The sequence below is a fragment of the Inquilinus limosus MP06 genome, from assembly GCF_000767795.1.
GTDB lineage: Bacteria > Pseudomonadota > Alphaproteobacteria > DSM-16000 > Inquilinaceae > Inquilinus > Inquilinus limosus_E.
The window spans coordinates 1-21,828 of sequence record NZ_JANX01000035.1 but is presented as its reverse complement, the minus strand read 5'-3'; the positions used below and the strand labels follow the sequence as shown (position 1 = coordinate 21,828).

The 21,828-nt window shown below is 65.1% G+C and carries 26 protein-coding genes and 1 tRNA gene; 5 read left to right on the top strand and 22 right to left on the bottom strand.

Annotated features, from left to right (window positions below; all coding sequences use genetic code 11):
- A partial coding sequence (locus P409_RS05300; RefSeq protein WP_161790344.1) for an adenylate/guanylate cyclase domain-containing protein occupies positions 1–937 on the top strand: 937 nt, incomplete at its 5' end.
- A gap of 13 nt (positions 938–950) precedes the next feature.
- Here P409_RS05300 and P409_RS05295 read toward each other — a convergent pair.
- Positions 951–1,151 carry a hypothetical protein gene (locus tag P409_RS05295; protein WP_034832638.1) on the bottom strand — a complete coding sequence of 67 codons (201 nt, stop codon included), beginning with the start codon at positions 1,149–1,151 and terminating at the stop codon, positions 951–953.
- Positions 1,152–1,377: 226 nt separating this feature from the next.
- Here P409_RS05295 and P409_RS05290 point away from each other — a divergent pair, with 226 nt between their 5' ends.
- Entirely contained in the window at positions 1,378–2,928 is a 1,551-nt protein-coding gene (locus P409_RS05290) for a DUF6538 domain-containing protein (RefSeq protein ID WP_034832636.1), read from the top strand.
- 80 nt (positions 2,929–3,008) lie between these two features.
- Positions 3,009–3,296 carry a hypothetical protein gene (locus tag P409_RS05285; RefSeq protein WP_034832633.1) on the top strand — a complete coding sequence of 96 codons (288 nt, stop codon included), beginning with the start codon at positions 3,009–3,011 and terminating at the stop codon, positions 3,294–3,296.
- Between the two features lie 756 nt (positions 3,297–4,052).
- Here P409_RS05285 and P409_RS41490 read toward each other — a convergent pair.
- Positions 4,053–4,706, bottom strand: coding sequence for an excalibur calcium-binding domain-containing protein (locus P409_RS41490; protein WP_081991285.1), 654 nt, complete (start codon positions 4,704–4,706; stop codon positions 4,053–4,055).
- Between the two features lie 291 nt (positions 4,707–4,997).
- Here P409_RS41490 and P409_RS37775 point away from each other — a divergent pair, with 291 nt between their 5' ends.
- Positions 4,998–5,546: a hypothetical protein gene (locus P409_RS37775; RefSeq protein ID WP_152613254.1), complete on the top strand. Its 549-nt coding sequence runs from the start codon at positions 4,998–5,000 to the stop codon at positions 5,544–5,546.
- 285 nt (positions 5,547–5,831) lie between these two features.
- Here P409_RS37775 and P409_RS05265 read toward each other — a convergent pair whose 3' ends face one another.
- The 14 genes from P409_RS05265 to P409_RS41485 form a co-directional block, all read right to left on the bottom strand.
- A complete protein-coding gene (locus P409_RS05265; protein ID WP_034832624.1) occupies positions 5,832–6,056 on the bottom strand; it encodes a hypothetical protein in 225 nt (74 codons plus the stop codon).
- Between the two features lie 8 nt (positions 6,057–6,064).
- A complete protein-coding gene (locus tag P409_RS05260) occupies positions 6,065–6,247 on the bottom strand; it encodes a hypothetical protein (RefSeq protein WP_034832622.1) in 183 nt (60 codons plus the stop codon).
- A 3-nt stretch (positions 6,248–6,250) separates the two neighbouring features.
- Positions 6,251–6,664 carry a hypothetical protein gene (locus P409_RS05255; protein ID WP_034832620.1) on the bottom strand — a complete coding sequence of 138 codons (414 nt, stop codon included), beginning with the start codon at positions 6,662–6,664 and terminating at the stop codon, positions 6,251–6,253.
- 175 nt (positions 6,665–6,839) lie between these two features.
- Positions 6,840–7,628, bottom strand: coding sequence for a hypothetical protein (locus tag P409_RS05250; RefSeq protein WP_034832619.1), 789 nt, complete (start codon positions 7,626–7,628; stop codon positions 6,840–6,842).
- Positions 7,629–7,679: 51 nt separating this feature from the next.
- Positions 7,680–11,336, bottom strand: coding sequence for a phage tail tip lysozyme (locus P409_RS36055; protein ID WP_052120054.1), 3,657 nt, complete (start codon positions 11,334–11,336; stop codon positions 7,680–7,682).
- On the bottom strand, positions 11,336–11,680 hold the full coding sequence (locus P409_RS05240; protein ID WP_034832618.1) for a hypothetical protein: 345 nt from the start codon (positions 11,678–11,680) through the stop codon (positions 11,336–11,338). The genes P409_RS36055 and P409_RS05240 overlap by 1 nt, the downstream gene beginning before the upstream one ends.
- A gap of 132 nt (positions 11,681–11,812) precedes the next feature.
- Positions 11,813–12,031 (bottom strand): hypothetical protein, encoded by a 219-nt coding sequence (locus tag P409_RS05235; protein ID WP_034832617.1) that lies wholly within the window; start codon positions 12,029–12,031, stop codon positions 11,813–11,815.
- Between the two features lie 206 nt (positions 12,032–12,237).
- Positions 12,238–12,555, bottom strand: a complete 318-nt coding sequence (locus P409_RS05230; RefSeq protein WP_034832616.1) for a hypothetical protein — start codon at positions 12,553–12,555, stop codon at positions 12,238–12,240.
- A 3-nt stretch (positions 12,556–12,558) separates the two neighbouring features.
- Positions 12,559–12,954 carry a hypothetical protein gene (locus P409_RS05225; RefSeq protein WP_034832614.1) on the bottom strand — a complete coding sequence of 132 codons (396 nt, stop codon included), beginning with the start codon at positions 12,952–12,954 and terminating at the stop codon, positions 12,559–12,561.
- A gap of 235 nt (positions 12,955–13,189) precedes the next feature.
- Positions 13,190–14,668: a hypothetical protein gene (locus P409_RS05220; RefSeq protein WP_034832611.1), complete on the bottom strand. Its 1,479-nt coding sequence runs from the start codon at positions 14,666–14,668 to the stop codon at positions 13,190–13,192.
- Between the two features lie 415 nt (positions 14,669–15,083).
- Complete coding sequence (locus P409_RS41165) at positions 15,084–15,206, bottom strand: hypothetical protein (protein ID WP_274519144.1); 123 nt, start codon at positions 15,204–15,206, stop codon at positions 15,084–15,086.
- 222 nt (positions 15,207–15,428) lie between these two features.
- Entirely contained in the window at positions 15,429–16,004 is a 576-nt protein-coding gene (locus P409_RS05215; RefSeq protein WP_034832608.1) for a recombinase family protein, read from the bottom strand.
- 257 nt (positions 16,005–16,261) lie between these two features.
- Positions 16,262–16,702, bottom strand: coding sequence for a hypothetical protein (locus tag P409_RS36050; RefSeq protein ID WP_052120053.1), 441 nt, complete (start codon positions 16,700–16,702; stop codon positions 16,262–16,264).
- A 526-nt stretch (positions 16,703–17,228) separates the two neighbouring features.
- Positions 17,229–17,462, bottom strand: coding sequence for a DUF2188 domain-containing protein (locus P409_RS41485; protein WP_081991283.1), 234 nt, complete (start codon positions 17,460–17,462; stop codon positions 17,229–17,231).
- Between P409_RS41485 and P409_RS05205 the strand changes: the two genes are divergently transcribed.
- Positions 17,430–18,593: a hypothetical protein gene (locus P409_RS05205; protein ID WP_162531595.1), complete on the top strand. Its 1,164-nt coding sequence runs from the start codon at positions 17,430–17,432 to the stop codon at positions 18,591–18,593. The two genes, P409_RS41485 and P409_RS05205, sit on opposite strands and share 33 nt — an antisense overlap.
- Positions 18,594–18,597: 4 nt before the next feature.
- On the opposite strand, the gene P409_RS05200 is transcribed toward P409_RS05205, so the two are convergent.
- The 6 genes from P409_RS05200 to P409_RS05175 form a co-directional block, all read right to left on the bottom strand.
- Positions 18,598–18,993, bottom strand: a complete 396-nt coding sequence (locus P409_RS05200; protein ID WP_238578600.1) for a thermonuclease family protein — start codon at positions 18,991–18,993, stop codon at positions 18,598–18,600.
- A 165-nt stretch (positions 18,994–19,158) separates the two neighbouring features.
- Positions 19,159–19,413: a hypothetical protein gene (locus tag P409_RS05195; RefSeq protein WP_034832602.1), complete on the bottom strand. Its 255-nt coding sequence runs from the start codon at positions 19,411–19,413 to the stop codon at positions 19,159–19,161.
- A 50-nt stretch (positions 19,414–19,463) separates the two neighbouring features.
- A complete protein-coding gene (locus P409_RS05190; protein WP_034832600.1) occupies positions 19,464–19,817 on the bottom strand; it encodes a MarR family winged helix-turn-helix transcriptional regulator in 354 nt (117 codons plus the stop codon).
- 85 nt (positions 19,818–19,902) lie between these two features.
- A complete protein-coding gene (locus P409_RS05185) occupies positions 19,903–20,490 on the bottom strand; it encodes a hypothetical protein (protein WP_152613253.1) in 588 nt (195 codons plus the stop codon).
- Positions 20,491–20,517: 27 nt separating this feature from the next.
- A complete protein-coding gene (locus P409_RS37770; protein WP_152613252.1) occupies positions 20,518–20,859 on the bottom strand; it encodes a hypothetical protein in 342 nt (113 codons plus the stop codon).
- A 616-nt stretch (positions 20,860–21,475) separates the two neighbouring features.
- Positions 21,476–21,550, bottom strand: a tRNA-Gln gene (locus P409_RS05175).
- Between the last annotated feature and the right edge of the window lie 278 nt (positions 21,551–21,828).

The window sequence follows — 21,828 nt, the reverse complement described above, 5'->3', positions numbered from 1 at the left end:
GGCCTACCGCCAGGCCGGGCTGCTGCTGGACCCGACCCTGCCGGCGCTGGGCCTGCTGCTGACCCATGGCGCGGTCGCGGCGTCGGCGCAGTGGCGGGTCGAGCGCGAGCGCCGCACCATCCGCGCCGCCTTCGCGCAATACCTCGCCCCGTCCCTGGTGGCGCGGCTGACCGAGCATCCGGAGCGGCTGCGGCTGGGCGGCGAATGGCGCGAGATGTCCTTCGTCTTCACCGACATCGCCGGCTTCACCAGCCTGAGCGAGTCGGTGCCGCCGGACCGGCTGGTGGCGACGCTGAACGCCTATTTCGACGGGGTGTGCGGCGCCGTGCTGGAGGCCGGCGGCACCATCGACAAGATGGTGGGCGACGCGCTGCACGCGATGTTCGGCGCGCCGCTGGACCAGCCGGACCATGCCGAGCGCGCCGTCGCCTGCGCCCTGGCGATCCACCGCTTCACCACGGAATTCGCCGCCGCCCGCCGGGCCGAGGGCATGCCCTTCGGCGAGACCAGGATCGGCGTCACCACCGGCGGCGCCGTGGTCGGCAATTTCGGCAGCCGGCACCATTTCGACTACACCGCCTACAGCGAGGCGGTGAACCTGGCGGCACGGCTGGAGAACGCGAACAAGGCGCTGGGCACTTCGCTCTGCATCTCGGCCGCCACGGCCAGGGCCTGCCCGGGGCGAGCATTCCGGCCGGTGGCGCGGCTGCAGCTGCGCGGCGTCGGCGCGCCGATCGAGACGATGATCCCGGAGGAGTTGTGCCCGGCCCCCGCCGGGACCTATGCAGCGGCCCACGCGGCGCTGCGCCGGGGCGATCCCGAGGCGGCGACGCTGTTCGCGGCGCTGGCCGCCGACAGCCCCGAGGATGCGCTGGTGCGGCTGCACGCCCGCCGTCTCGCGGCCGGCGCCAAGGACGACCTGATCGCGATCGATTGAGGCCTGCGACCCGTCAGATGCGCCGCTGCGGACGGATCACGACCGTCTGCCGGGTCGGCGCCAGCACCGTCCAGCGCCGCGGCCGGATCACCCAGCGATGGGAGATCTGCGTCGGCCGCGCCATCTCGTCGCCATCGTCCCGGGCGGCGCGGCACAGGGCAAGGCCGTAAACCATGGCGAGCGCGAAGCCGCCGAGGAGAGCCACGATCATCATCCGTACCTCCTGATGGGAGAAACGGAGCGGCCGCCGTCGAGGTTCCCATGCAGGCATGAGGCTGCCGGTCGGATTGTCGGAGATTGCGGCTGGCTGGGGCGCTAGGATACGCAGCCGGCCTGTTCTCAACCCCTTCAACGGCCTCATTATTATTGCATTTCAATGGCCTATGCAATACCAACTTGTATCATCAACCTGTATCATCAGCCTACCGAAGCGAAGCGGCATGAGCGACCTCCGATACCTCCTGAAGCGGGGCCACTCGTGGTACTTCCGCATGGCCGTTCCGAGGGACCTTCGGGCCACCCTGAAGCGGCCCACCATCGTCCAGGCGATGAACACCCGCGACCTGACCCGCGCCAAGGCAGAGCGGTGGGCGATGGTCGCGGCCTGGACTGCCCAGTTTCAACAGCTCCGGGTCGAGGCCGGCACCAGGCCGGACGGGCGCGATCCTCGCGAGGTCTACCGCCAGACACTCCAATGGGCTCGGGAGGTATTCCCTGAGTCGCCCGATGCCACGGGCGGCCCTGACGACATTGACCCGAGCGCCTTAGGGCTGGAGCTGGAGGCCCAGCCGTTTCTTGACCGGCTGGACCGGGAGGAGTTCGACGGCATCCCCGCCAACCTCAGCCCACAGGAGAACGCCCGCCTGGCAGCCCTGACCGCCCGCATGAGTGAGCTGGCCGGGCGCCGTGCGGAGACCCCGCCAGAGTACCGCATGAGCTTCGAGGAGGCCGCCGCGGGCTACATCAGGGACCGCAAGCGCGACCCGGCCGAGCGTCCCACGGAACAGACCATCGGCCAGGCGGAGGCCGTCTACCGGCTTTTTGGCGGGTTCTGGAAAGAGCGCCCCTTCGGAGAGGTCAAGGGCGCCGACGCGGCGGAGTTCCTGGACATCATCGGAAGCTTCTCCCCCACCTGGGGGCGCTCACCAGAGACGAAGAAGCGCACCTTCGAGGAATTGAGGAGGCTCTTCGGGGGCCAGGAACGGGGTCTCTCGAACCGCACCCTCAACCGCTACATCGGCGACCTCTCGGCAGCGTGGGAGTGGGCGGAGAAGCGCGGCGGGGTGAAGGGGAAGAACCCCTTCGATGGGCTGTGGAAGAAGACGGCCAGCAGCCGGCAGACGGGCTACCTCCCCTTCTCGGTCGATCAGCTCAACGTGATCTTCAAGGGGACCAATGAGCTGCGCCGGACGCCATACCGAAGGGCCTTCTGGTGGGTGCCGCGTATCGCGCTCTTCTCAGGGATGCGGGTGGAGGAGATATGCGCCCTGGATCGGGACGAGGTGTCGGAGGAGGACGGCGTGCCGTTCTTCGATATCACCGCGGCGAAGACCGTTGCGGGCATCCGGCGGGTGCCCATCCACTCGGCGCTCATTGGGCTCGGCTTGCTGGACGATCTGCCGAAGGCCGGGCCGATCTTCCCCGAGTTGAAGCCGGGCGGGCCAGACGAGAAGCGCAGCCACTACTACGTCAAGCGGTTCTCCGCCCTCACCCACCGGCTCGGGATCAGCCAGATTGATCCTGCCACGGGGAAGGACAGGCTGGCCTTCCACAGCTTCCGGAAGTGCGTCGGAACGGCCCTGGAGCGTGCCCAGGTGGCCGAGAGCGATGCGGTTCAGGCCCTCGGCCACGAGAAGCTGTCGATGAGCTACAGCGTGTACAGCCTGGGCCTGACCCTGCCGCAGCTCCGGGACCGGGTAGTGGAGAAGATCGTGTACCCTAAGCTGGATCTTGAAGGGCTCCGGCGGGAGCGACCCGACAGCGGAGATTGAGAGGCAAGGTTGCTGGGGGTTGCGGCTACCTCGCGGGATGCATAGCCTTCGAAAAGAACAAGTCAGGAACTGAGCCCTCGATGCTTGCGCCCGATATCGCCCGCCGCCTCTTCGATCTCCTCGCCGAGGATGCGTATTTCAACGACGAGAGCTGTGGGTTAGGCGCGTACTACGTTGAGAACCACCTTCAGGAGATTGAAGAAGCGGTGCGCAGCCAGGGATATGATGGTCCGCCCCTGAGGCTAGCTGGGCATCACTACCCCACCCATGGTGCCGTGTACTGGATCTACGATCCCGAGAGACTGACCCACGAGGAAGCGCGTCGATTGAGCGACCAATGGGTTTCTCAAGCGCAGCGTCGGCCATAGTCGCCGGCCGTCCACATGGTCTTCCCCTCCGATCTGGACCTATGGCGCACCGCTCAGGTGCTTGTGAAGCAGCACGGCGAGAGGGCGCCCGAGGAGGCCCGGAAGAGGGCTGAGAGGTTCGCCGAAGAGGGCCGCTTGGTGTGGCTTGCGGTGGCCTCTAGGTGCGAGGAGTTGTTGCGGGAAGAGGGCGGCCGGCAGTAGGACGCCCCGCTAGCCGGACGTAGGAGCTGCCCTGGCGGTGGGCGTGGCGATAGCTGGCCGCACCCGAACGGTATCCACCGGCCAAGAAAGCGCCCGCTCACCCACCCTAGGCGCCCCCGATACGACACCTCTTTGTCGTCAGAGGCGGCCGGATCGATCAAGAAAGAGTGCGACTACGAGCCCTATCAAGGACAGAATGCCCCCGATCTGCCAAAGCGCTAAACTCGAATATCTTGATATGCCTACCTCAATTTTCCCAAATCGGGGTATCATGACGCCCCAAAAGAATAGCAACAGTGAGCCCACCCAAAGGGCAACAAATAAGAATGCAATGGGGTCTTCCGAGAATCGCCCAAGGCATCGCTGTCTGTACGACTTATTACGAAAGACATTGTAGATAGCTACAAGAACAGCTCCCGTAAGGGCTAAAGACAGCAACGCTCCCATGGTGCCCTCCTAGGATCTGTAACAGGAAGCCTTGCCGCGATAGCTGTGGGGTTTTCGCGTAGCGCGTTGTTCCGTCATGCTCCTCCCCCATATCTTGGTTCGGCTGTATCAGCACGGCCCGCTTTCACAAGGATATCCATCACCGTCCCTGTCGAGCCTGTAGAGCCCGCATTGGTGCAGGTAGTAGTTCGCCTCGGCGCACGAACTCATCTGGTTGCAGTACCGCTTGCCCCCGCAGGAGAACCCTGAGTTCACCTTCCGGCTCTGCCTCGCGGGCGCGGCCGGGGCCTCCGCCTGGGGCACCTCGAACAGCGTCGCCGGGCGGGCCATGGGTGCCGGCCTGCTGGTAGACGTAGCGGGTGGCGCCGTCACCGTATCCACCGGCCCCAGGAAGCGCCCGCTCACCCACCCCAGGCGCCCCCGATACGACACCTCCATCCACGTCTCCCCACCGACCTCCTGGGCATCCCCGGTGTGCATGACGATGGTCCCCTGAGGGAGCGGGTCACCGTACCGGTCATAGTTCGTGCCCGGCCCCTTCCGCAGGTTCAGGGATTGCGCCGTGACCTTCCGGGGCGAGGGCGTGAGGGTACGTGTAAAGTCCACTTTACCGGTCGGCGCGGGCGGATCGAGGGTGGCTGTATCGGATGGGGAAGGATCGGGAAGCGCGCTCGGCGTCGGGGTCGGCGGGGTGGGTAGCGAGGGGGCCTCAGGGGTCGCATAGGTCACGTACCGGGGCGTGGGGGCGCGATCCTCCCCCATGCATTTGCCCAGGGCGATTAGGACGACGAGGCCCAGAATGAGGGCTCCGGAACCGACCTTGGCCAATGGGGTGATCCGAAAGACTTTATTGAAATCCGGTGTACGATACTCCCAGACCGGCCCAGCCGGAAGGGCCGAGCCGCGCGGTAAGGGGGAGGGGAACGAATGTGGCAATGGCTTCAGACGCCAGCGGCCCTTTCCTGGGCGCAAGTGGTCTCCGCACTAGTGACCGCAGGGGCCACCGTAGCTCTGTGGAGGGTCACAGCAGTTTTGGCCGTCGAGACACGGCGCTTGGCGCAGAGCGCCCAGCAGCCTCATGTGACGATCACGATTGAGCCGAATAGGTGGTCGATCAGACACATGGATTTAAAAATCCAGAATACAGGAAATGCTGTTGCTTACGATATAAGGGCCAGCTTTGACCCACCCCTTCCAATGGACAAGATAAAAGGGACGAATGTCGTGCCTCTGCAGGAGGTTAGCATTCTTCGACCTGGGCAATTCATTTCTAGTTACTTGGTCGAATATGACGAAATCCGAGACAGGGTTTTTGATGTGACTATTTCGTGGAGAAGATCCCCGCAGGCCAAGCAGGTCGACACGATCAAGTACAAACTCAGTCTGCTAGATTATCGTTCAACATCATGGCTAGGCACCCCAGATCCGCAAACCCAAGTGGCTCAAGAAATCAAGAAGATCAGAGAAGAGCTGGGCAGGATTGCGCAGGGCTCCAGATCATTAGATGTCAACATCCACACCGAAAAGGACCGGCGGGAGGAGGCGGAACGCCAAAGAAAGAGGTATGAAGAGCTAACGTCAAAGGGGCACGATAAAAAATAGGAAAGGCGATCGTCTGCATGCCCCTACAGGTGCATCAGTCCCTCCTAGGCGCCCTCAACTCAATCCTACAGGCTACCTCTGACCCGCACCCCGTACACCTCAGCGCCATCTCGATCCGGAACAGCCGGGCATCCTCGCCGAAGCGCCTCATGAGCTCCCGTCGGTCCAGCTCCCGCCGCCGGCTGCACTTCCCGCATTTCGCAACGATGCCGCTCAGGGGCGAGACATCGGAGAGGCGCATTCCGATGTCCCAATTGTTCTGAATACGGTCGCGCACCTGGGCAGCTATCGGGCCTTTCCCGGCTCACCCGACAGGCGCCCCTCCGCGATCTCGACGCCGTCCCTGAGGAGCGCGGCGATCTCGTCCTCGCCCATGCCCATACGTCGAGCGCGCCGAACGATCCCCTCACGGCGGGCCTTCATGGCCTCGGCCAGACGATGCGGGGCGCTGGAGTCGGGGTAGAGGGCTGCCCGTAGATCCTCGCTGAAGGGGCCGCGACGGTGCTTCATGGGGGCGCCTACAGGGGCTCGATCGAGAGCGCGCGAAGGTGCCGCTCGATCACTGCGATACCCTGGGCGAGGAGGGCGGAAATCTCCTCCTCCCGAAGCCCCAGCTCAAGGCCGCGCCACCGCAGCTCATTGCGGGTGATCGCGTCCTCAATCTCGATATCGATCAGCTTGGTTTCGAGGTCGCGGGGCATCGCTCACGCCCCCGGCCGGAGGCGCGGGCCGAAGACCTCGCAGAAGGTCCGGACCTCGTCCCACAGCTCCTCATCGGTGCACCTCAGGGCCTCTGAAGGGACCGTCGCGATATCGGTAGGCACGCTGCCGGCGCGCATCATCCCGTGCAGGGCAGCGAGGGCATCGTGCAGCCTGGCCGGCTCGCGCTTGTCGATCCCCTCATTGATCCAGCGTGCAGCCTGCCAGAGCGCGGCCCGCTCATTGGCGCCGAGTGGAAGTGCGCAGCTCGGGTCGATATCGCCTTCCGCGTCCTGGCCCTTCGCCAGCAACAGCCGATCACCCATCAACTTCAGGCATTCGAGCCCGACGTTCCGAGCCTCGGAGCCAAGCGCACGGCCTCGGAGAGCGTTGGCAATCACAGGTGGGAGCGCGTCCATGTCCGTCCTCGGTCGCGTCGATGTTCCTGTATTGTTCTACTCTTGAGCGTCGGCGGAGTCGAGTCTTTGGCTCAAATGCTATATATCGCAATGGTGGGGCCGACTGCCCCAATACCTAGATATGCGGATGAGGGCCGGCGGGCCTGCGGCATCAAGAAGCCCGCCGAGTCCCCATCTAGTTCGGCCCGGTCGGGTCGAGTGAGGCTACCGTGGCCGATCCGTCGCCGGTTGCCTGAAGCGGGGCAGCGGGAACCAAGATCTCCACCTTGTGGCCGTTCCTCTCCCGAGGGTACCGGCCGGTGGTCGGATCGAGCCCGTGTTCAGCGCAGTACGCCCGCCGCTCGGCCCTCGCCTGTTCCTGGGCATAGGCGTATGCCTCGTCCCTGTCGCGCCCCCCGGCAACGGCAGTCTCGATCCAGGCCATCCAGCGCGCGTGACGCTCGCTCCCGGCCGCCCGGTACGCGGCGTGGGCGGCATCGTCGGCAGCCTTTCTCTCGGCCCGCTGCTGGGCCTTGGTCGGTCCCTTCAGCTTGGCCAGCGAGACCCATTCGGGCTTCCGCATCACCCCGGTAGCGGCATCGCCTTCGCCCCGAGCGTTGACCTTCTTCAGGCTGATGTTCACCCGGCGGAGGTCCGTCCGATCCGATGTGCGGTACACCAGCCGATGGTTCGGCGTGGCCTCCAGGATCAGCCGCGCCACCTGGGCAATCTCCCCGAGATAGGTGGTGCGGATGGCCGGCTTCCGGTTGGGGCCGTCGCCGCTGGTCCCCAGGTACCAATTCGGGGACACGCCACGGGCGAGGAGCGTGTCCCAATCTGACCGGTCAACGGTCGCGGTGCCGGCCTCCCTGGCGAGCGGAACGAGGGCGATGGGGTTGCCGTAGTTGTCGGTGGTGAAGGCCGGCGGGCGGAGCGCAGCGGTGGCGCCGATCGGCCGGCCGCGCTTCTTGGCGGTCGTGGTCATGATGTCTTTCCGTGAATGTGAAAAGGGCCCCCGAAGGGGCCCCGTTAGGTGTCAGTCTTGGGCCGCCCTCTCTGGCAACCCGCTTATGAGCGCGGACAGGGGCGCTTGCAGGAACATGGAGTTCCCATAAGGCAGCGCCCGGAAGGCGTTACGGACCTCGTTCTGGCCCGGCGCGCGCCCGTTCACGATGGGCGAGACGATGGAGCCGAGGGCGTTGGAAAGGTCCCCGTAAAGGGAGAACGCGGGGTTCCCCAGGAACGGGTCACTGCTCTGGCCGGTGGTGCGGCCCGAGAAGATGGTATCGCCCTTGGAGACCATGCCGAAGGCGCCGTCCATCACCATGGGGAGGATGGAGGACATGCCCGTCCGCTGGAACACGTTCGGGGCCAGGGCGCCCAGCGCCAGGCGCTCCTTCAGGAACTCCTCACGGTCGCTTCGGCCTACCGATTGGCCGAGCGTCTGGGCGGTGTAGGCCACGGTCCCGATCATCATGGACCACATGAGCGTGGACAGGGCCTCCCGATCGCGCATCTTCATGTGCCATAGGGTCTGCTTGAAGAAGGCCCCGAGCATGAAGGTGCGGAACTGGAAGAGCATCTTGCCCAGCCGGTGCTGCATGAAGCGCGGCAAGGCGCCCGGATCATTCTCCTGAATGATGCGCCGACCCCAGCGGAAGACGCTGTCCTCGAAGGCCGCTCGGGCCTCCAGGTCGGTCCACCTGTCGAGGTTCATGCGGGTGATCTTCCCGAACTCCCCGGCGGCCTGGGACTTGTGCGCCTTGAACTCGGACAGCACGCGGTTGAGCATTGGCTCGTCCAGCCCGAGGGTCAGCATCCGCTTCATGTTGATCTTGGTCGGATTGGCCGCCATCTCGGAGAACTTGTACGCGATCCCCCGCATGGCGATTACCTGGAGCCGGCGGTTGATCCACTGCATCCCCGAGGCCCGGTTCACGATGCGGGCACCCTGGCGCGCGAGCTGGTCCGCCCTCTCGAAGGCAGGGTTGAGGGCGTCGCCGAAGTAGTCCGCATCGTAACGGGCCGGCATGGCGCCCTTCAGGTCATCGACGCCGATCCCTAGGATGGCCTCGATCTCCTGGTTCAGCTCGTCCTTGTAGAGTCCCGAACGGGCGTCTCGGAGAAAGCCCTTGAACGCCGGCACCCCGGCGATGGTGGCGCGGAGCCCGAGGTTGCCCACGATGCTGCCCGCCTCCACCGCCTGCGCGATACCCATGTTGTTCATGAGCCGGAGGAAGTTGTAGTTCATCACCGTCCGGGTCACCTGGGGGATGAACCCCGCCTCGGACGGATCGGCCTGGCCCAACACGGCCCGATAAAGGGTCTCCAGGGTCTTGACGTGGTTCCCCGTATTGCCGGGCTCGATGCCCAGGCTGTCGCCCATCGCCCTCGCGGCGTCCACCAGCTTGCCGAACTCGCCATCGTGGGTGATGCCGTCCACCAAGACCTTGCCGTCCCGGTCGAGGATGTCCACCTGGGCCAGCGCTACGCGCCCGCTCATGTCCCGATTGTACGCCTGGAAGAGGTCCATGGCGTTGTTCTGGAGGAGGTCGGTGAAGCGGATCTCCCCGCCAGCCCTGGTGCGGTGAACCGCCTGCTCGTTCAGGAGCGCACGGAACTTCCCCCTGGGGCCCGCTTGGGCGTCCTTCTGGGGCCTGAGCTGCTTCGCCAGGGAGGCCGCGTCCAGCTCGTCCACCCCGAGACCCTTCAGGCTGTCGATGAGGTACTGTTCGTCATCGCTGCCCAGGGGTCGGTCAAGTCGGCTTGACAGGTCAGCCGAGCGCTCCCGCAGCTTCTTCACCATCCCCGAGGCAACCCGGTGGGCCACCTCGTCCTCCAGCTTGATCTGCTGTTCCTGGAGGGCCTTCATGAAGAGCTGGATGACCTCCTGCTCCCCGTGAGTGGTGATGATCTGGTTCAGCTTGTGGAAGTCGTACAGGCGGGGGACATACCGGAGGTTGGGGTCAACCCCCTGAAAGCCCGCTATGGCGCGGCGGACGGTGCCCCTGATGATGCCGGGGTTCTGGGCAATCTGGACGTAGTCCTTATAGGCCCCCTGAAGGACCTTGCCGGCCTTCACCACCTCCGGGCTGAAGATCATTGAAGGATCGGTGTTCCGCATGAAGGCGGTCACTTCTTCGTTGAACTCGTGCCACTTCTCGCCGCCCCACCAGCGCTGATAGGCGGGGAGGTTCTGTTTCTTCGCCCACTCCTGCCAAGCCGGCATGTAGCCCTGGAGGACCTTGGCCTCCATCTGCCGCTGGAGCTTGGCCTGGCGCTCCGTCGCCCCGAAGGCCGTCCGCAGCACCGTTCCGGACTTGTCCACGCTGGCCACGGCATCCTCCCCCAGGACGTTGCCGATGGCGCGCATCATGGGGTTCTCCGAGGACTTCAGCGACCCCACCATGTCCTGGCGGAGCTTGCCCGCATAGGCGGTGGTCGGGGCGTCCACGTTGGCGAAGTCCACCGCCGCGTCCCTCAAGGGGAACTTCGGGGCCGCCTGCATGGCGCCGGCCGTGGAGCCTGTGGGGGCCCTGGCCTGGTCCATGACCTCGCGCCCTACGCGGCTCATGTCCGCTGCAAGGTCGGGGGCGGCGCGGGACAGCGCACCGAAGCCCGCTCCGAGGACCATTCCGGCTCCTGCGGCGAACATGACGCTGTTCTCATCGCCCCCTGAAGCGGCGTCGATCGCGGCGTTGGAGGCGCCCCCCTCGGCCGCGAAAAGGGCCACCCGGCCCACCCTGCCCAGCCGCATTGCCCCTGCGGCCATGTTGGCTATGCCTCCCGAGGCCACGGCGGCTGCAAGGGCGCTCGGGTCGAACATGTTCACGGCGAGGCGCGCACCGACGCCAGTCACCCCCGCACGGGCCAGGGTCTCCTCCCGGTCCTGCCGGTCCTGGATCTGCTTGGCCAGCCACTCAGCGTGAGGGGCGCTAACGGCCTCGTCCAGGTCCGTGAGGTTGTCGTCCTGGAGCCCGTAGGCGTCCTGGAGGTCCTTGATGCGTTGCTCGTCCAGGCGGAAGTCCAGGTCAGGCTGGAAGAACGGCCGATCACCGAAGACGCTCTCCCACAGCCTCTTCGTGAGGCTGTCCTGGTCAACGGCAGTGGTCAGCGTGCCCCATAGCCCTGGGCCCTCGGCTTTGTCCTCCTGCTCCTGCTGCCAACGCTCAACGAGGCTGACAGGGGCAGGATCAACGGCGCCGCCGAGGTCGGGCTGGGAAGGAGGGACGATGGGCGCCGCCCCGCCCAGAAGTTCCTTGGCGTAGTCTAAGCGGTTCTGCCAGCCGTCGCCGCCGCGTGGGTTCTCAGGGGTCCACCCTCGGGGCCTCTCAAAGCCGATCATGGCATCCGTGGCATCCTCCAGCGAGGCGGCGCCGCGCAGCCGGTCACCGACGCCCTTCTCGCTGGTCCGGAGTTCATGGTCCACGAACGCCAGTTGCGTGAGGAAGTCGGTTGCCGGCTTGCCGCGCTCGACGGCGAACTGTGTTAGGGCGGTCTTCCGACCCTGGCCGGGCGACGGATCGCGCCACCCGAAGGCGCCCAGGCCGGTTCCGCTGTCGTGGATTGCCTCCGGGTTGAGACCGCTCTCCTGGATACCCGAGCCGATGATGGCCGCTGCCGCCACGTCCGGATAGCCGAGGCTCTTGAAGTACGCGAGGCCCGCCTGAGCCCTCTCGGTGCTGACGGCCATCAGGCGCGGTCCTCCAGGAGATTGGGGAAGGTGGTTCCGGCCGGCGGCATCAGATCGGCCAGAGTAAGCTGGGACAGGGGGATGAGATGCGGCATGGCCAGGCCCTCGATAGGCCGACCGTTCCATTCGATACGGAAGGCCATGAACTGGCCCCGGTCACGGCGGATGCCGAGGTCGGATAGGTCGAGGCCGGCTTCCTCGCCGCCCTGGGCGTGAAACTCCTCAAGGCGCCGATACAGGGCCTCGGGGAGCCATTCAGGGGTCTCGTGCGGGGCGAGATCGGGGATAACGTGATCGTTGACGACAACAGCGTTCGCGAGGACCGCATGCTTGATGACGGTCATGTTCAGGTTCTCCTGGGGGTGGGCGTGAAAAAGCCCGCCACGGGGTTCCGCAGCGGGCCGTTCAAGGTGCGGTCGGGGGCTAGCGACGCCTGCCGGCCTCGGCTTCGGGCCGAGACGACAGACGGGGGCGGCTCACTCCGCGTCGGGGGGGTCCTCTTCGCTCGCATGGCCAATCGGATCGTCCCGAAGAACCTCGGCGATTTCCGCTTCAGTGGCCCGGTCCTCGATCTCATAGACCCGATCACTCGGGGTGGCGTCACAGACGCTGTAGACATGAAGGTCACCGTTGATGAGGACCTTGTCGATGCCACGCGGGCCATGGACGATGATGGCGGTCGGCTTGTTGCTCATGGTGTTCTCCGGTTTGGGACTGTGAAAAACCCGCCTAGCGAAGGCCGAGCGGGCTGGGTTGATCGATGCCCCTAGGCGACTCTCAGGAGGCGCAGGAGGGCGGTTGATGGGTTTCGGCTACGTGGGTAGCGGACGAGGCTGCGAAGGGCCTCCAGCGGCTCCGGAGAGTCGTCTAGGGGCATCCGCAGATGCGGGGAGGGCGGCCCTTAACGGGAAGCCTGAACGGCGGCGTCGAGAGCGGCGCCCATCGCCTCGCCAAGGGCAGCTTCCCACGCATCGTAGAAGGCCCCGGCCTCGGTCTCAGGGCCAGGCATCGGCAGGCTGTCGAACTCCCACGAGAAGCGCGACCCGGAACCGTGGGTGCCATCGGCCAGGGCTTCGGCGGTGGCGGTAAGGTCCATCGTCACGCCGCCCGGCAGGGGCACCTTGCGGGAGACCGTGCCGGTCCCGACAACGGGCGCGGCGGTGGGCTTGATCGCCATCAGGATGTGGAAGGGGCGAGACCACTTCAGCGGCAGGGTCACCGGCTAGACCTCCTCGTCCTCGCCCCTCATGGGGAGGTCGGTGATGGTCGGCGCGGCGTGCCCACCAAGGGCCCCTAGCGGGACAGAGCTGCCATCGGCGAAGACGAGAACCGTGTCCGGCCGCTGCCGTTTATCGCCGAGCCGGCCGACATACAGCCATTCCCGGCCGTCCTTGGTTGGCGCCTTGAAGACCCGCAGCCACCGCCTGGTGGTCGTGGAGCGGATCATGAAGGCGGTGGGCTGGCGGGTGCGATTGCCGGCCATGCGCTCGGCATCGCTGCCGCCGTCCAGCTTGATCTCAACGGAGGTGTTCAGGCTGGGGTTCGTCCGGCTGATCTGGACTTCGGCGCGCATGGCGGTGGGGATGGCTGCCGGCAGCAGCTTGTGCAGGGAAGGCATGGGGGCTCCTTCGGCGCCCGTGAGGGGCCGTTTCGGTGGTTGTGAAGATGGCGATGGAGGCGCCGCCCGGACCTTCGGTATCACAGTACCGGGCCTTGCGGCGGGAAGGCGCAGGCTGAAGCCCGCAGAAAGCCTAGCTTTTTTATGACCCCCCTAATGGCCCCCCGCCCGGTAGCGGAGCGAGACCCGAGGTCATGGTCATCTTAAAGAGGGAGAAGGAGCAGGAATGAGTTAGTCAGGCCCGCCGGACTACGGCCTCGGCGTTCGCCACCCTCCGGAACTCGGTCATCATCAGGTCCTTCGTCACGGCCTCGTGCTTCTCCGGCACAATGACGCAATCGTGGACCGGCAGACCGACTATCCCCATAGAGCGGAGGGTCAGCAGCACAGCGATAACGATCCGGCTCTCCAAGGCTTGGAATTCCATCCCGATGCCCCGGTAGAACAGGGGGCGGATGGGGGCATGCTCCTGCTCGATCACCGTGCGGACCACGGCCAACCCAGGATGGTCGGGCCAGTCCTCTTTGAGCTGCGACTGGACATCCTTCGGCCAGTATCGCAGGCCAGAGACGGCCGCCGGGTCGTCCATCTTGGTCCGATCATCCAGCATGGCGTTCACCAACGGCTTGACGATGGACCGGGGCCACTGAGCCAGTTTACCGACGGCGTACAGGTCTTCCTCGGGAACCGGTTCGCTAACTCTTCCATAGGCCATGCGAAGGAAGGCGGCGCTGAAGTCGAGGCTGACCACCGGCTCCCCAGCAATCAGCAGCGCGGCGCGGTCGTCTGAGGGCATGTCGAGCCAGAAGGAATGGTATAACCGGCCGCCCCTCCCGAAGTTCGGATCATCGGCGCTGAAGATGCGGCTCATGCTCCGTCGAGAGAGGTTCACGGGAGCTTCTGGCGTGTAGCCGGGGGACAAGGATAGGTCGGCTCCCGCCCACCAGTCATTCAGCGTGGTCATCTCCTCCCCCATACGAACGGTCTCCGGGGTGTCGTCATAGTCCACCTTCCGGCCCCTTAGGCGCGGGTTCGGGTGACTGTTCGACCATTTCAAGACGATGGTCTCCTTGCCCTCGCCGATCGCGAAGTCCGCTGCGGTGAGGTCCGGATACCGGCTCAAGGCCGCGATCAATGCCGGCCCCGGCTCGATCACGGTCTTGAACGATTGCTGACCGAAGGTCCCGTAGTGCCAGGTGCCTTCGTGCTGGACCAGTAGGCCCGCGTCCTTCATCAGGTCGAGGGTGCGCGGGAACGTCTCGCCAAGGAACCATGCATCGTACCTATCCTTCTTCCGGCCAAGCTCACGCTTGCTCCGGGGCACCGCCAGCGTTCCGCCCGCATCGGAAAGGAACTGGTGCGCTAGGTCGCTGACCAGAGCGGTGACCGTGGCCTTGAACGAGGCTGCATCAGCAGGGCGCCGCGCTCGACGCCGCAGGCAGAGCTGTTGCTCATGCTCCTCCACCAGGGCGAAGACGACAGCGACAAGGTCACATGCGGCCAGTGCCATGGGCTCCCTATGCGGCTCGAAAGGCCGCGCCCTCAGGCGCGCGTTCACCGTTTCCAACGCGACGGCCGGAGGCTTCGGCTTGGGCTTCGGCACGGCGCGGTACAGGGCGGCGTGTTCGGCCGGGCTTAGGCGTCGCACGCGGATGCCGTGATCGCGCCAGAGAGCGAGGTCTTCGGGAGTGGTCGGGGCGCGCTTGCGAGGCATGACGGGGCTCTTTCGTGGCCCCGAGGGGCGGCGTTGAAGGGGCAGCCGAACGAGCGGCTTGGGGGCGATGGTGGGTGCGTCAAGGTGAGCTTGACGGGTTGGGCGCACGGCAGCGGCGGAAGCTCCGATCCTGCGAAAATTCTCCAGAACACTCCGGTGAACAGGGACATCATTGCGGATGCGGAACAATATGCCGCCCCATCTAATGTGGGAGTTTGGAAGAAATCTCCGCCCAAACCTTTGAAATTCCGAAAGAAAAGCCGAATTGGCGGTTAGGCGATCTAGCCGGCCGTTCGGCCGCTCGACAGAGGGCCACGTCCGCCGCGCCTGGCGACGATGAGGCCCAGGGCTAATAGAGGGGTTTGGAAACCGCAGCCGACCGTCTCCGGCATCTAATGGGGCGGTTTGGAAAGTTCTAGCCACCGATCTGCCGGTTGGCTTCGAGGTTGCCCACCAGGCTCTCCGCGACCTTGCCCTGAAGCTCGGCGATCTCGGAGGCGATAGTGGCCAGGGGTGCAGATGCGTTCGAGAGGGTCATACGGGGTTTCCTCATGGAGTTGCGTCCTGTGATCTAACGGCATCATTTGGAACAACTTCTCGCCCAACCCATTGACCTTGCCGAGGAAAATCGATCGGCCGCTCGATCCTAGCCGCCCACGAAGCCGGTACCTCAGTGCGACGGGCCGGGCCAGCAAAGAGAAACCCGGCGCGATCCTCAGGGGACCGGCCGGGCTCGGAAGGCGGAGCCGTGGAAGGCGGGTCAAACGGCAGGCGCGGCCTTGTTCGATCCCTGCGCCTTTCCGAGGATGCGGTAGACGGACGCGCGCCCGATGCCGAGCCGCGCTGCGATCTCCGAGGCGCCGATCCCCTGAGCGTTCAGCTTGGCGATCTGGTCCGCGTCGATGCCACCGGGCCGGCCCCGATACACGCCTGCGGCCTTGGCCTTGGCGATGCCTTCCAACTGCCGTTCCTTGCGGAGGTTGGTCTCGAACTCGGCAAACACGCCCAGCATGTCGAGGAACGCCTTGCCGGCGGCGGTGCTGGTGTCAACGGGCTGTTCCGTGGCCTTCAGCGCCACGCCCTTCTCCCGAAGCTCATGCACGATGTTCTGAAGATCGCGGATTGAGCGGGCCAGGCGGTCCACGCGGGTGACCATCAGGACATCGCCGGGCTGGAGGAAGGTGAGGAGGATGTCCAGCTCTGTCCGACCCTCGCGGCTGGTGCCGCTCATCTTCTCCGCGCGCACCACCGTGCAGCCGGCCCGCTTCAGCGCCTCAATCTGCAAACTGTGGTCCTGGTCCGCGCTGCTGACCCGCGCGTATCCGTAGACGGCCATATCCTGGTCCCCCTGATTGTCTCATGGTCTAGACCCTGGACATCTACTGTCTCGGAAATCGAAAGTCAACCCTGCGAGACACGGCATGCTGCGGCCCGACTGTCTCGGGATCGGTGCCGTCTCACGGTATACCCAGCGAGACGCGACATTCACTCCGGCAAAAAAGCGAACCCGAAGCCGGCTGGGGCTTAACCGAGGTTATATTCGCGGCCATCGGGGTCGGCCGTGGCCGGCCTTCGGACGCCACCTCGGGACCGCTAGGCTTCCTGCAACAGGGTGTAGAGGTGAAGCCGCAGCTCATGGAGGTGGTATCCCCATTGCATCCGATAGCCATAGCGGAAGTACGCCGCCGCATCCTCGGGGCCGACGTGCTGCCAACGCCAGGCGACCAGAGACAGCTCCCGCTCAAGGTCCACCAGATCATCGACAGCATCCGCCATCGAAATCTGGGGCTCTTTGCCGGCGGGGTGCGAGACTGTCGGATACATGCCCAGGCCCGGAAATGCCTGTGCGATCCGCTTCCATGTCTCGTCATAGGGCGCAGACGCGGGCGCTTGGACATCCGCAATCTCCCGCGCCTCGCCCTGGGTCTCGATCACGATGCGGTCAAGGGCTGCCGCAAGCGCCTCGACACGCGCGCTTTCGCTACCCGAGGGCGCGGCCAACAGAGCTAGGAACGATTGGACCGCTTCGATCATGGCACCCGTCCGGCTTGATCCCGAGCGGGACGCTACCCGAGGCAGCACCTGATGCAAGCTCGGCCTCCGTCAAGCCGTAACTCCTCATCAGGCGAGGGGTAAGACAGCATCGCCCGCCCGATAAGGATGGCGCGGGAGCCACCCCGTGCGACATGCGCGGTCCTGAGCCGCCCGCCCACGCCCGGCCAAGGTCGCGCGAGGGGGTACCGGGGGGTGATCCGCCCGCTGCTATAGATCAGATGCCCGCTCAGATTTTTCCGCCATTTTAAGCCGCCCTCCAGGGCCTCGTTCAGGCGAACCTCAACGCGCCCCAGAACGGGCGGCAACCGGCGGGGGGTGTCGTCGGGGGCTAATGTGCACGTTTGGAAACCTCCCGCCGGATCAATGGGTTACTTCGCGTACTCGTAGGCGGTCGTGACGACTTCCTTCGAGACCATCGGGGTCGGCCGTGGCCGGCCTTCGGGCGCCACTTGCAGGTGCCCCTGGAGGACACCTCGGGATAGTCGTGGTCTTAGACGCGCTCGATCTAGCCTTTCGGTGGGTAAGGATCGTGGCCGTAGGTCCACTCGGTCCTAAATTGATTGTTTGTTCCCTGGACCAGGACTTGCGCATCGTGCCCATTCTTCCCGGTCTCGTGTGCCGCATCCACCGCAGCTCGGATTGCGTCCTTTTGTGTCGGATAGGGCCCATAGTGCTTCTGCTCGTAGGAGATCTTCCACTCGCCCTGATGATGCACGACGAAATATTGGTGCCTAGCCATTTCGATTCACCATTAAAAATTGCACTAAATATGCGTTATGATAATCGGATATTCAAAGACGGAAGTCAAAGGCTGCCGCCGACAGGAGTACGAATGACAGAGCACTCGATTTGGGGGGCCTTCGCCAAGGCGGTCAGGGCCGAGCTGCGCGAGGAAAGGATCATACGGGGAGCTTCCGGAATCGACCATCCGGCGCAAGCCATCGCTGTGGACGACAAGACAAAGAGAGTTATCGTCGTCGCAGCGGAACCCGATCCGCGGGCCGCTGCTATGATGCAGATGGACATCCAGACGACTATTCCTGACTCGCGCGTCCTCATCGCGAGGCCGGTAGCATTCGACCTTGGCTTTTTGGCGAGAAAGCTTGCCGGCCTGATCGGCAAGCAACAGTTCTCGTTAACCGAACTGCAAGAGATGCTTGCGGCTCTGAATGCCTCGGGCAAGGCAAGTGACAACCAGAACGCCCAGGCCATCATCAAGGACGCCTTCGGACTGACCAACAGGGCCTTCGCGTCCCAAGCGATGCCTTACACCAATCAGTTCATTGGTGTCCTTCAACAAGCGGTGTGCTTCGATTGGAAATCCGCCATCCAGGAATTTCAAGAGAGTTCATCTAACGGAGTGTTCTCGATTGAGAACATCACCAAGATCGACGCGATGGAAAACGACCGTCGTATGGGTGTCTGCCCGATCCCATTATATGAGTTCTCCGACACTGATTGGGAGATGATGCTGGAGAATCAGAAGAGTGATGAAATCTATGCCAAAATGAATCAAATGGGGATCATTCAATACTTCTTCCCTCCCCCCGACCACTTGGCGCTTGGGTTGATCGACCGTGGCGTCGCGAATCAGTCGGCTGTTGCGGACGCGCTCGACGCGGCAGGGAAGCTTGGCCACCCCCAGGGCCAGCCCGAGGTAGTGGCCCAGCAGGGGGATTTAACAGAGTATGTTTCTGAATTGCTCCAGCTCGGGCTCATTGTTGAGGGCGAGTTCGGCTTGGAGATGACGGCTGAAGGCGTGGCCAAGCGAGCTACCGTCAAGTTCCGGCCGCGAGAGGGCTTCCTTTCAAAGTTGCTTGCACGGTTTAATTTGAATGTTTCCGTCGACCCGTCGCGCTTCATGAACTAGCCATTTACCCAGAGTGGCGGCCATTCCGCCACTCCCAGGGCACCTCGAAGGTCCCCCTCCAGATCCCTTTCCGCGCCCTCTTCGCCGCCGCCTCCTGTCCCACGTAGTCGCGGCTGTAGCGGGTGTAGGCCACTGCCCAACCCTGGGCAGCCATCCACCCGCTCAGATCCGCGCCCCTGGCCCGGCAGACGGCCACGATGCGGCGCCACCTATCGCGGTTCTGTTCGGCACACCTCACGGTCGCCCGCCCAATGAAGTCCGACAGGGCCAGGGCTGCCCGCTGGCCGCACCGGTAGCGGCTCCCGTTCTCATCCTGGCAGAGCTGGCGCGACTCGGGGGCATCGACGCCGAAGAACCGGATGCGCTGCCCGTGGATTTCGATCGTGTCGCCGTCGATCACCGACGCCTGGCCCGTGATGGTTTCCTTAGCGGGAGCCGGAGAGGGAGCGGTGAGGAGGACCAGGAAGAGAACGGCAACGGTGCCCTGAAGGGCGCCTCTGGTGTACGGCGGTATGATCTCGATCCCCAGGTTACGATGAGCGTGACGCGGCGGTTCTCTGCGCCTCTAGGTGGGCACCTTGGGCGGCTTCCTCCAGGCCCAGAAGGCGTACCCCAAGGCCGCCATCAGGAGCGCGACCGACAGCCCGCCGCCCGTAGTCAGGCCGACGAGCCCCCACGAGATAAGCGACGGGCTCGGCACGGCCCACCAGGACACGCGAGAGAGGCGGCCCAGGGCCTTCGCCAGGCCGAGCCCAAGAGTCACCAGATGGAGCCCTGCGACGAACACGATCACGAGGATGAGGACGGCGTGCGCGTCCATTGGCTTGGCGACCTCTCGGGCTCCGGTGCCGGCCACCTAGACCACGCCACCTAGGGGCGCTGCAAGATCTCCTCAAGGGCCGCGACAAGCTCCCTCCCGCGCGGCGTCAGAAACACGATCCTCTCCCGCCCGTCCTCCGGCTGGCCCTGCGTGACCACGAGGCCGAGCCCTGGGGCTGGCACGGTTCCGCCAATGCGCCTCAACGCCCGCGACGCGCCTAGGTCCTGAATGTGCCGGCTCACGGCGGACTTGGACACGGACGACATGCTGACGATGTAGCCGATGCTCCGCCCCTCGTGTCCGGCAGCAACGAGGAGGGTGTGAACGCACGCGATAGTGAGGGAGGGGTCGAGCTTCTGTACCTCTCGGATGAACCGAAGGGCCTTGGCCAGTCCGTCGCTCATGATGGGGTTCACCTTTCATGGATCGTTGAAATGCGAAACGGCGCCCCCGAAGGGACGCCGCGCGCTGCTGCTGCTGGATGATCGGTTAGATGGCGTCGGTCAGCCGTTCTCGTTTCCTCGCCTGCCGAGCCGCCTCGATCTCACCGATGATGCCCGCCCAGGTGGTCTCGAAGGGTTCCGAAGCGAACTCTGACGGGTCGTAGACGAGAGCGTGGCGGCACCAGTAGGCCAGCACCTCCGACCACGCCAGCCGCTTGCGCCTGATGGCTCGGAAGCTGGTCGGCTCAGGCGGGGCGCCGCCCCCCAGGTATGCCGTCCGCAGCACGAAGCAATCTCTGGCGACACGCTCCGCCACGATAGTCACCCGAGAGGTGGCCGGCTTCTCCACCCCGAGGACCGTTCGGGTGGGATACTTCCGGCCGTGCCGATAGCCGAACAGGGAAGGGACGTCGGCCGCCACCGGTTCCGTCTGGACCTTCGAGGTGACCCCGATGATGCGCCCGAGGTCCACCGTCGCGGCGATCTTCCAGCCGGCCGAGGCGGCATCCACCAGCCCGAACGCTTCGGTGAGAAGGTCATCGGTGAGGTCGGGGTGAGCCGCCATGTGCTGGGCGAGTTCAGCGGGGATCGAAAGCCGGTATCCATCGGGCCGAGTGATGCGTCTTGTCGCCATGATCGTCCTTGCAGGAAGGGGGCGGAACTAGTGAATAGTCCCAGGGCCTGAAGGTCCCTCGGGCTGTTCCGGCCCGCCCTGCGACGCCTTCTCAAGCGCTTCGTCCAGGGCCGCGTTGACTGCTGCGGCGAGCGCATTGGCGAAGGCTAGGACAGCGGTATCCGGGGGACGCTTTGAGATAGAGCCTTGCGCGCCCGTTCGGCCGCCTGCGGTGCCATCCGCAAGGATCTCGACCGTGGCCGTGAATGTCGCCGTGACACCGCCCGGAAGGCTGACCGCACGGATCACCGACGCTTCCGAGAAGACAGGCGCCGAGGACGCCACGGTACCCCGGCACTCATGCCAGTTCATCGTGAATGGCTGGGTCATATCGAACTCCCCTATCGGGTGGGTGGACGCGGGCTTCACGGCGCCTCGGGGGGCCGGAGGGTGGCGATGAGGTAGCCGGCAGAGAGCCCAAGGAGGGCGCCCGCGAACAGGCCGAGGGTGAACCACATGTTCAGGCCACCGACTCGGCGCGGCTTGGGAAACACCAGAGCGCGAAGGCGGGGCACGAGAGGCAGGCCGGGGAGAAGGTCCGGCTCTCTCCCGTCGCGAGGCATGGGGAGCCCGCGCAGGCCCGCTGCATGACCTTGAGGTCTTCGGTAGGAATGGCAGAGCCCAGCTCCAGCTCTTCGGCGGCCCCGGTCGGGCAGGCAGGAGCGCAGCCGATAGCGAAGGCGGGGCAGAGGAGGCAGGAAGGGGAGAAGATGCGGTCCCCTCCCGTGGCCGTGCAGGGGGCGGTCGGGGTGGTGCTGGTGGTAACGTCGGTGCTCATCATCGTTTCGCTCAATCCGTTGGCCATCGCCACTCGCTGGCGAGGCTGATTTCGGAGAGCTACGCGGTATCTCTGGTCAGGATGTACGGTCGAGTTGTATCATCAACCTGTATCATCGCGGCCGGAAAATCCTCCGTAACTCATTGAAAAGATTGAGTTTCTGGAGGCTGGCTGGGGCGCTAGGATTCGAACCTAGGAATGGCGGGACCAAAACCCGCTGCCTTACCGCTTGGCTACGCCCCAATCGGCCGGGCGGGATTGATAGCCCAGGCGGTGCAGCATCGCAACCGCGCGTTGCCGCCCCGAATTCGGCATAATAGAAGATTAGGCGCGTATGCGGGGCAGCGCAGGTCGGACAAACGGTCGAGGCAGGATACGGTATGAGCGGCGAGCAGCCCCCAGAGGACACCCTGCACTTTCCGGCGCAGAACGCGCCCGAGACGCAGGAGGAGGCCAGACTCAAATCCCTGAACGACAGCGTGCTGCAGCTGCAGCAGGAGCTGCGCAACGCCCGCGGCGAG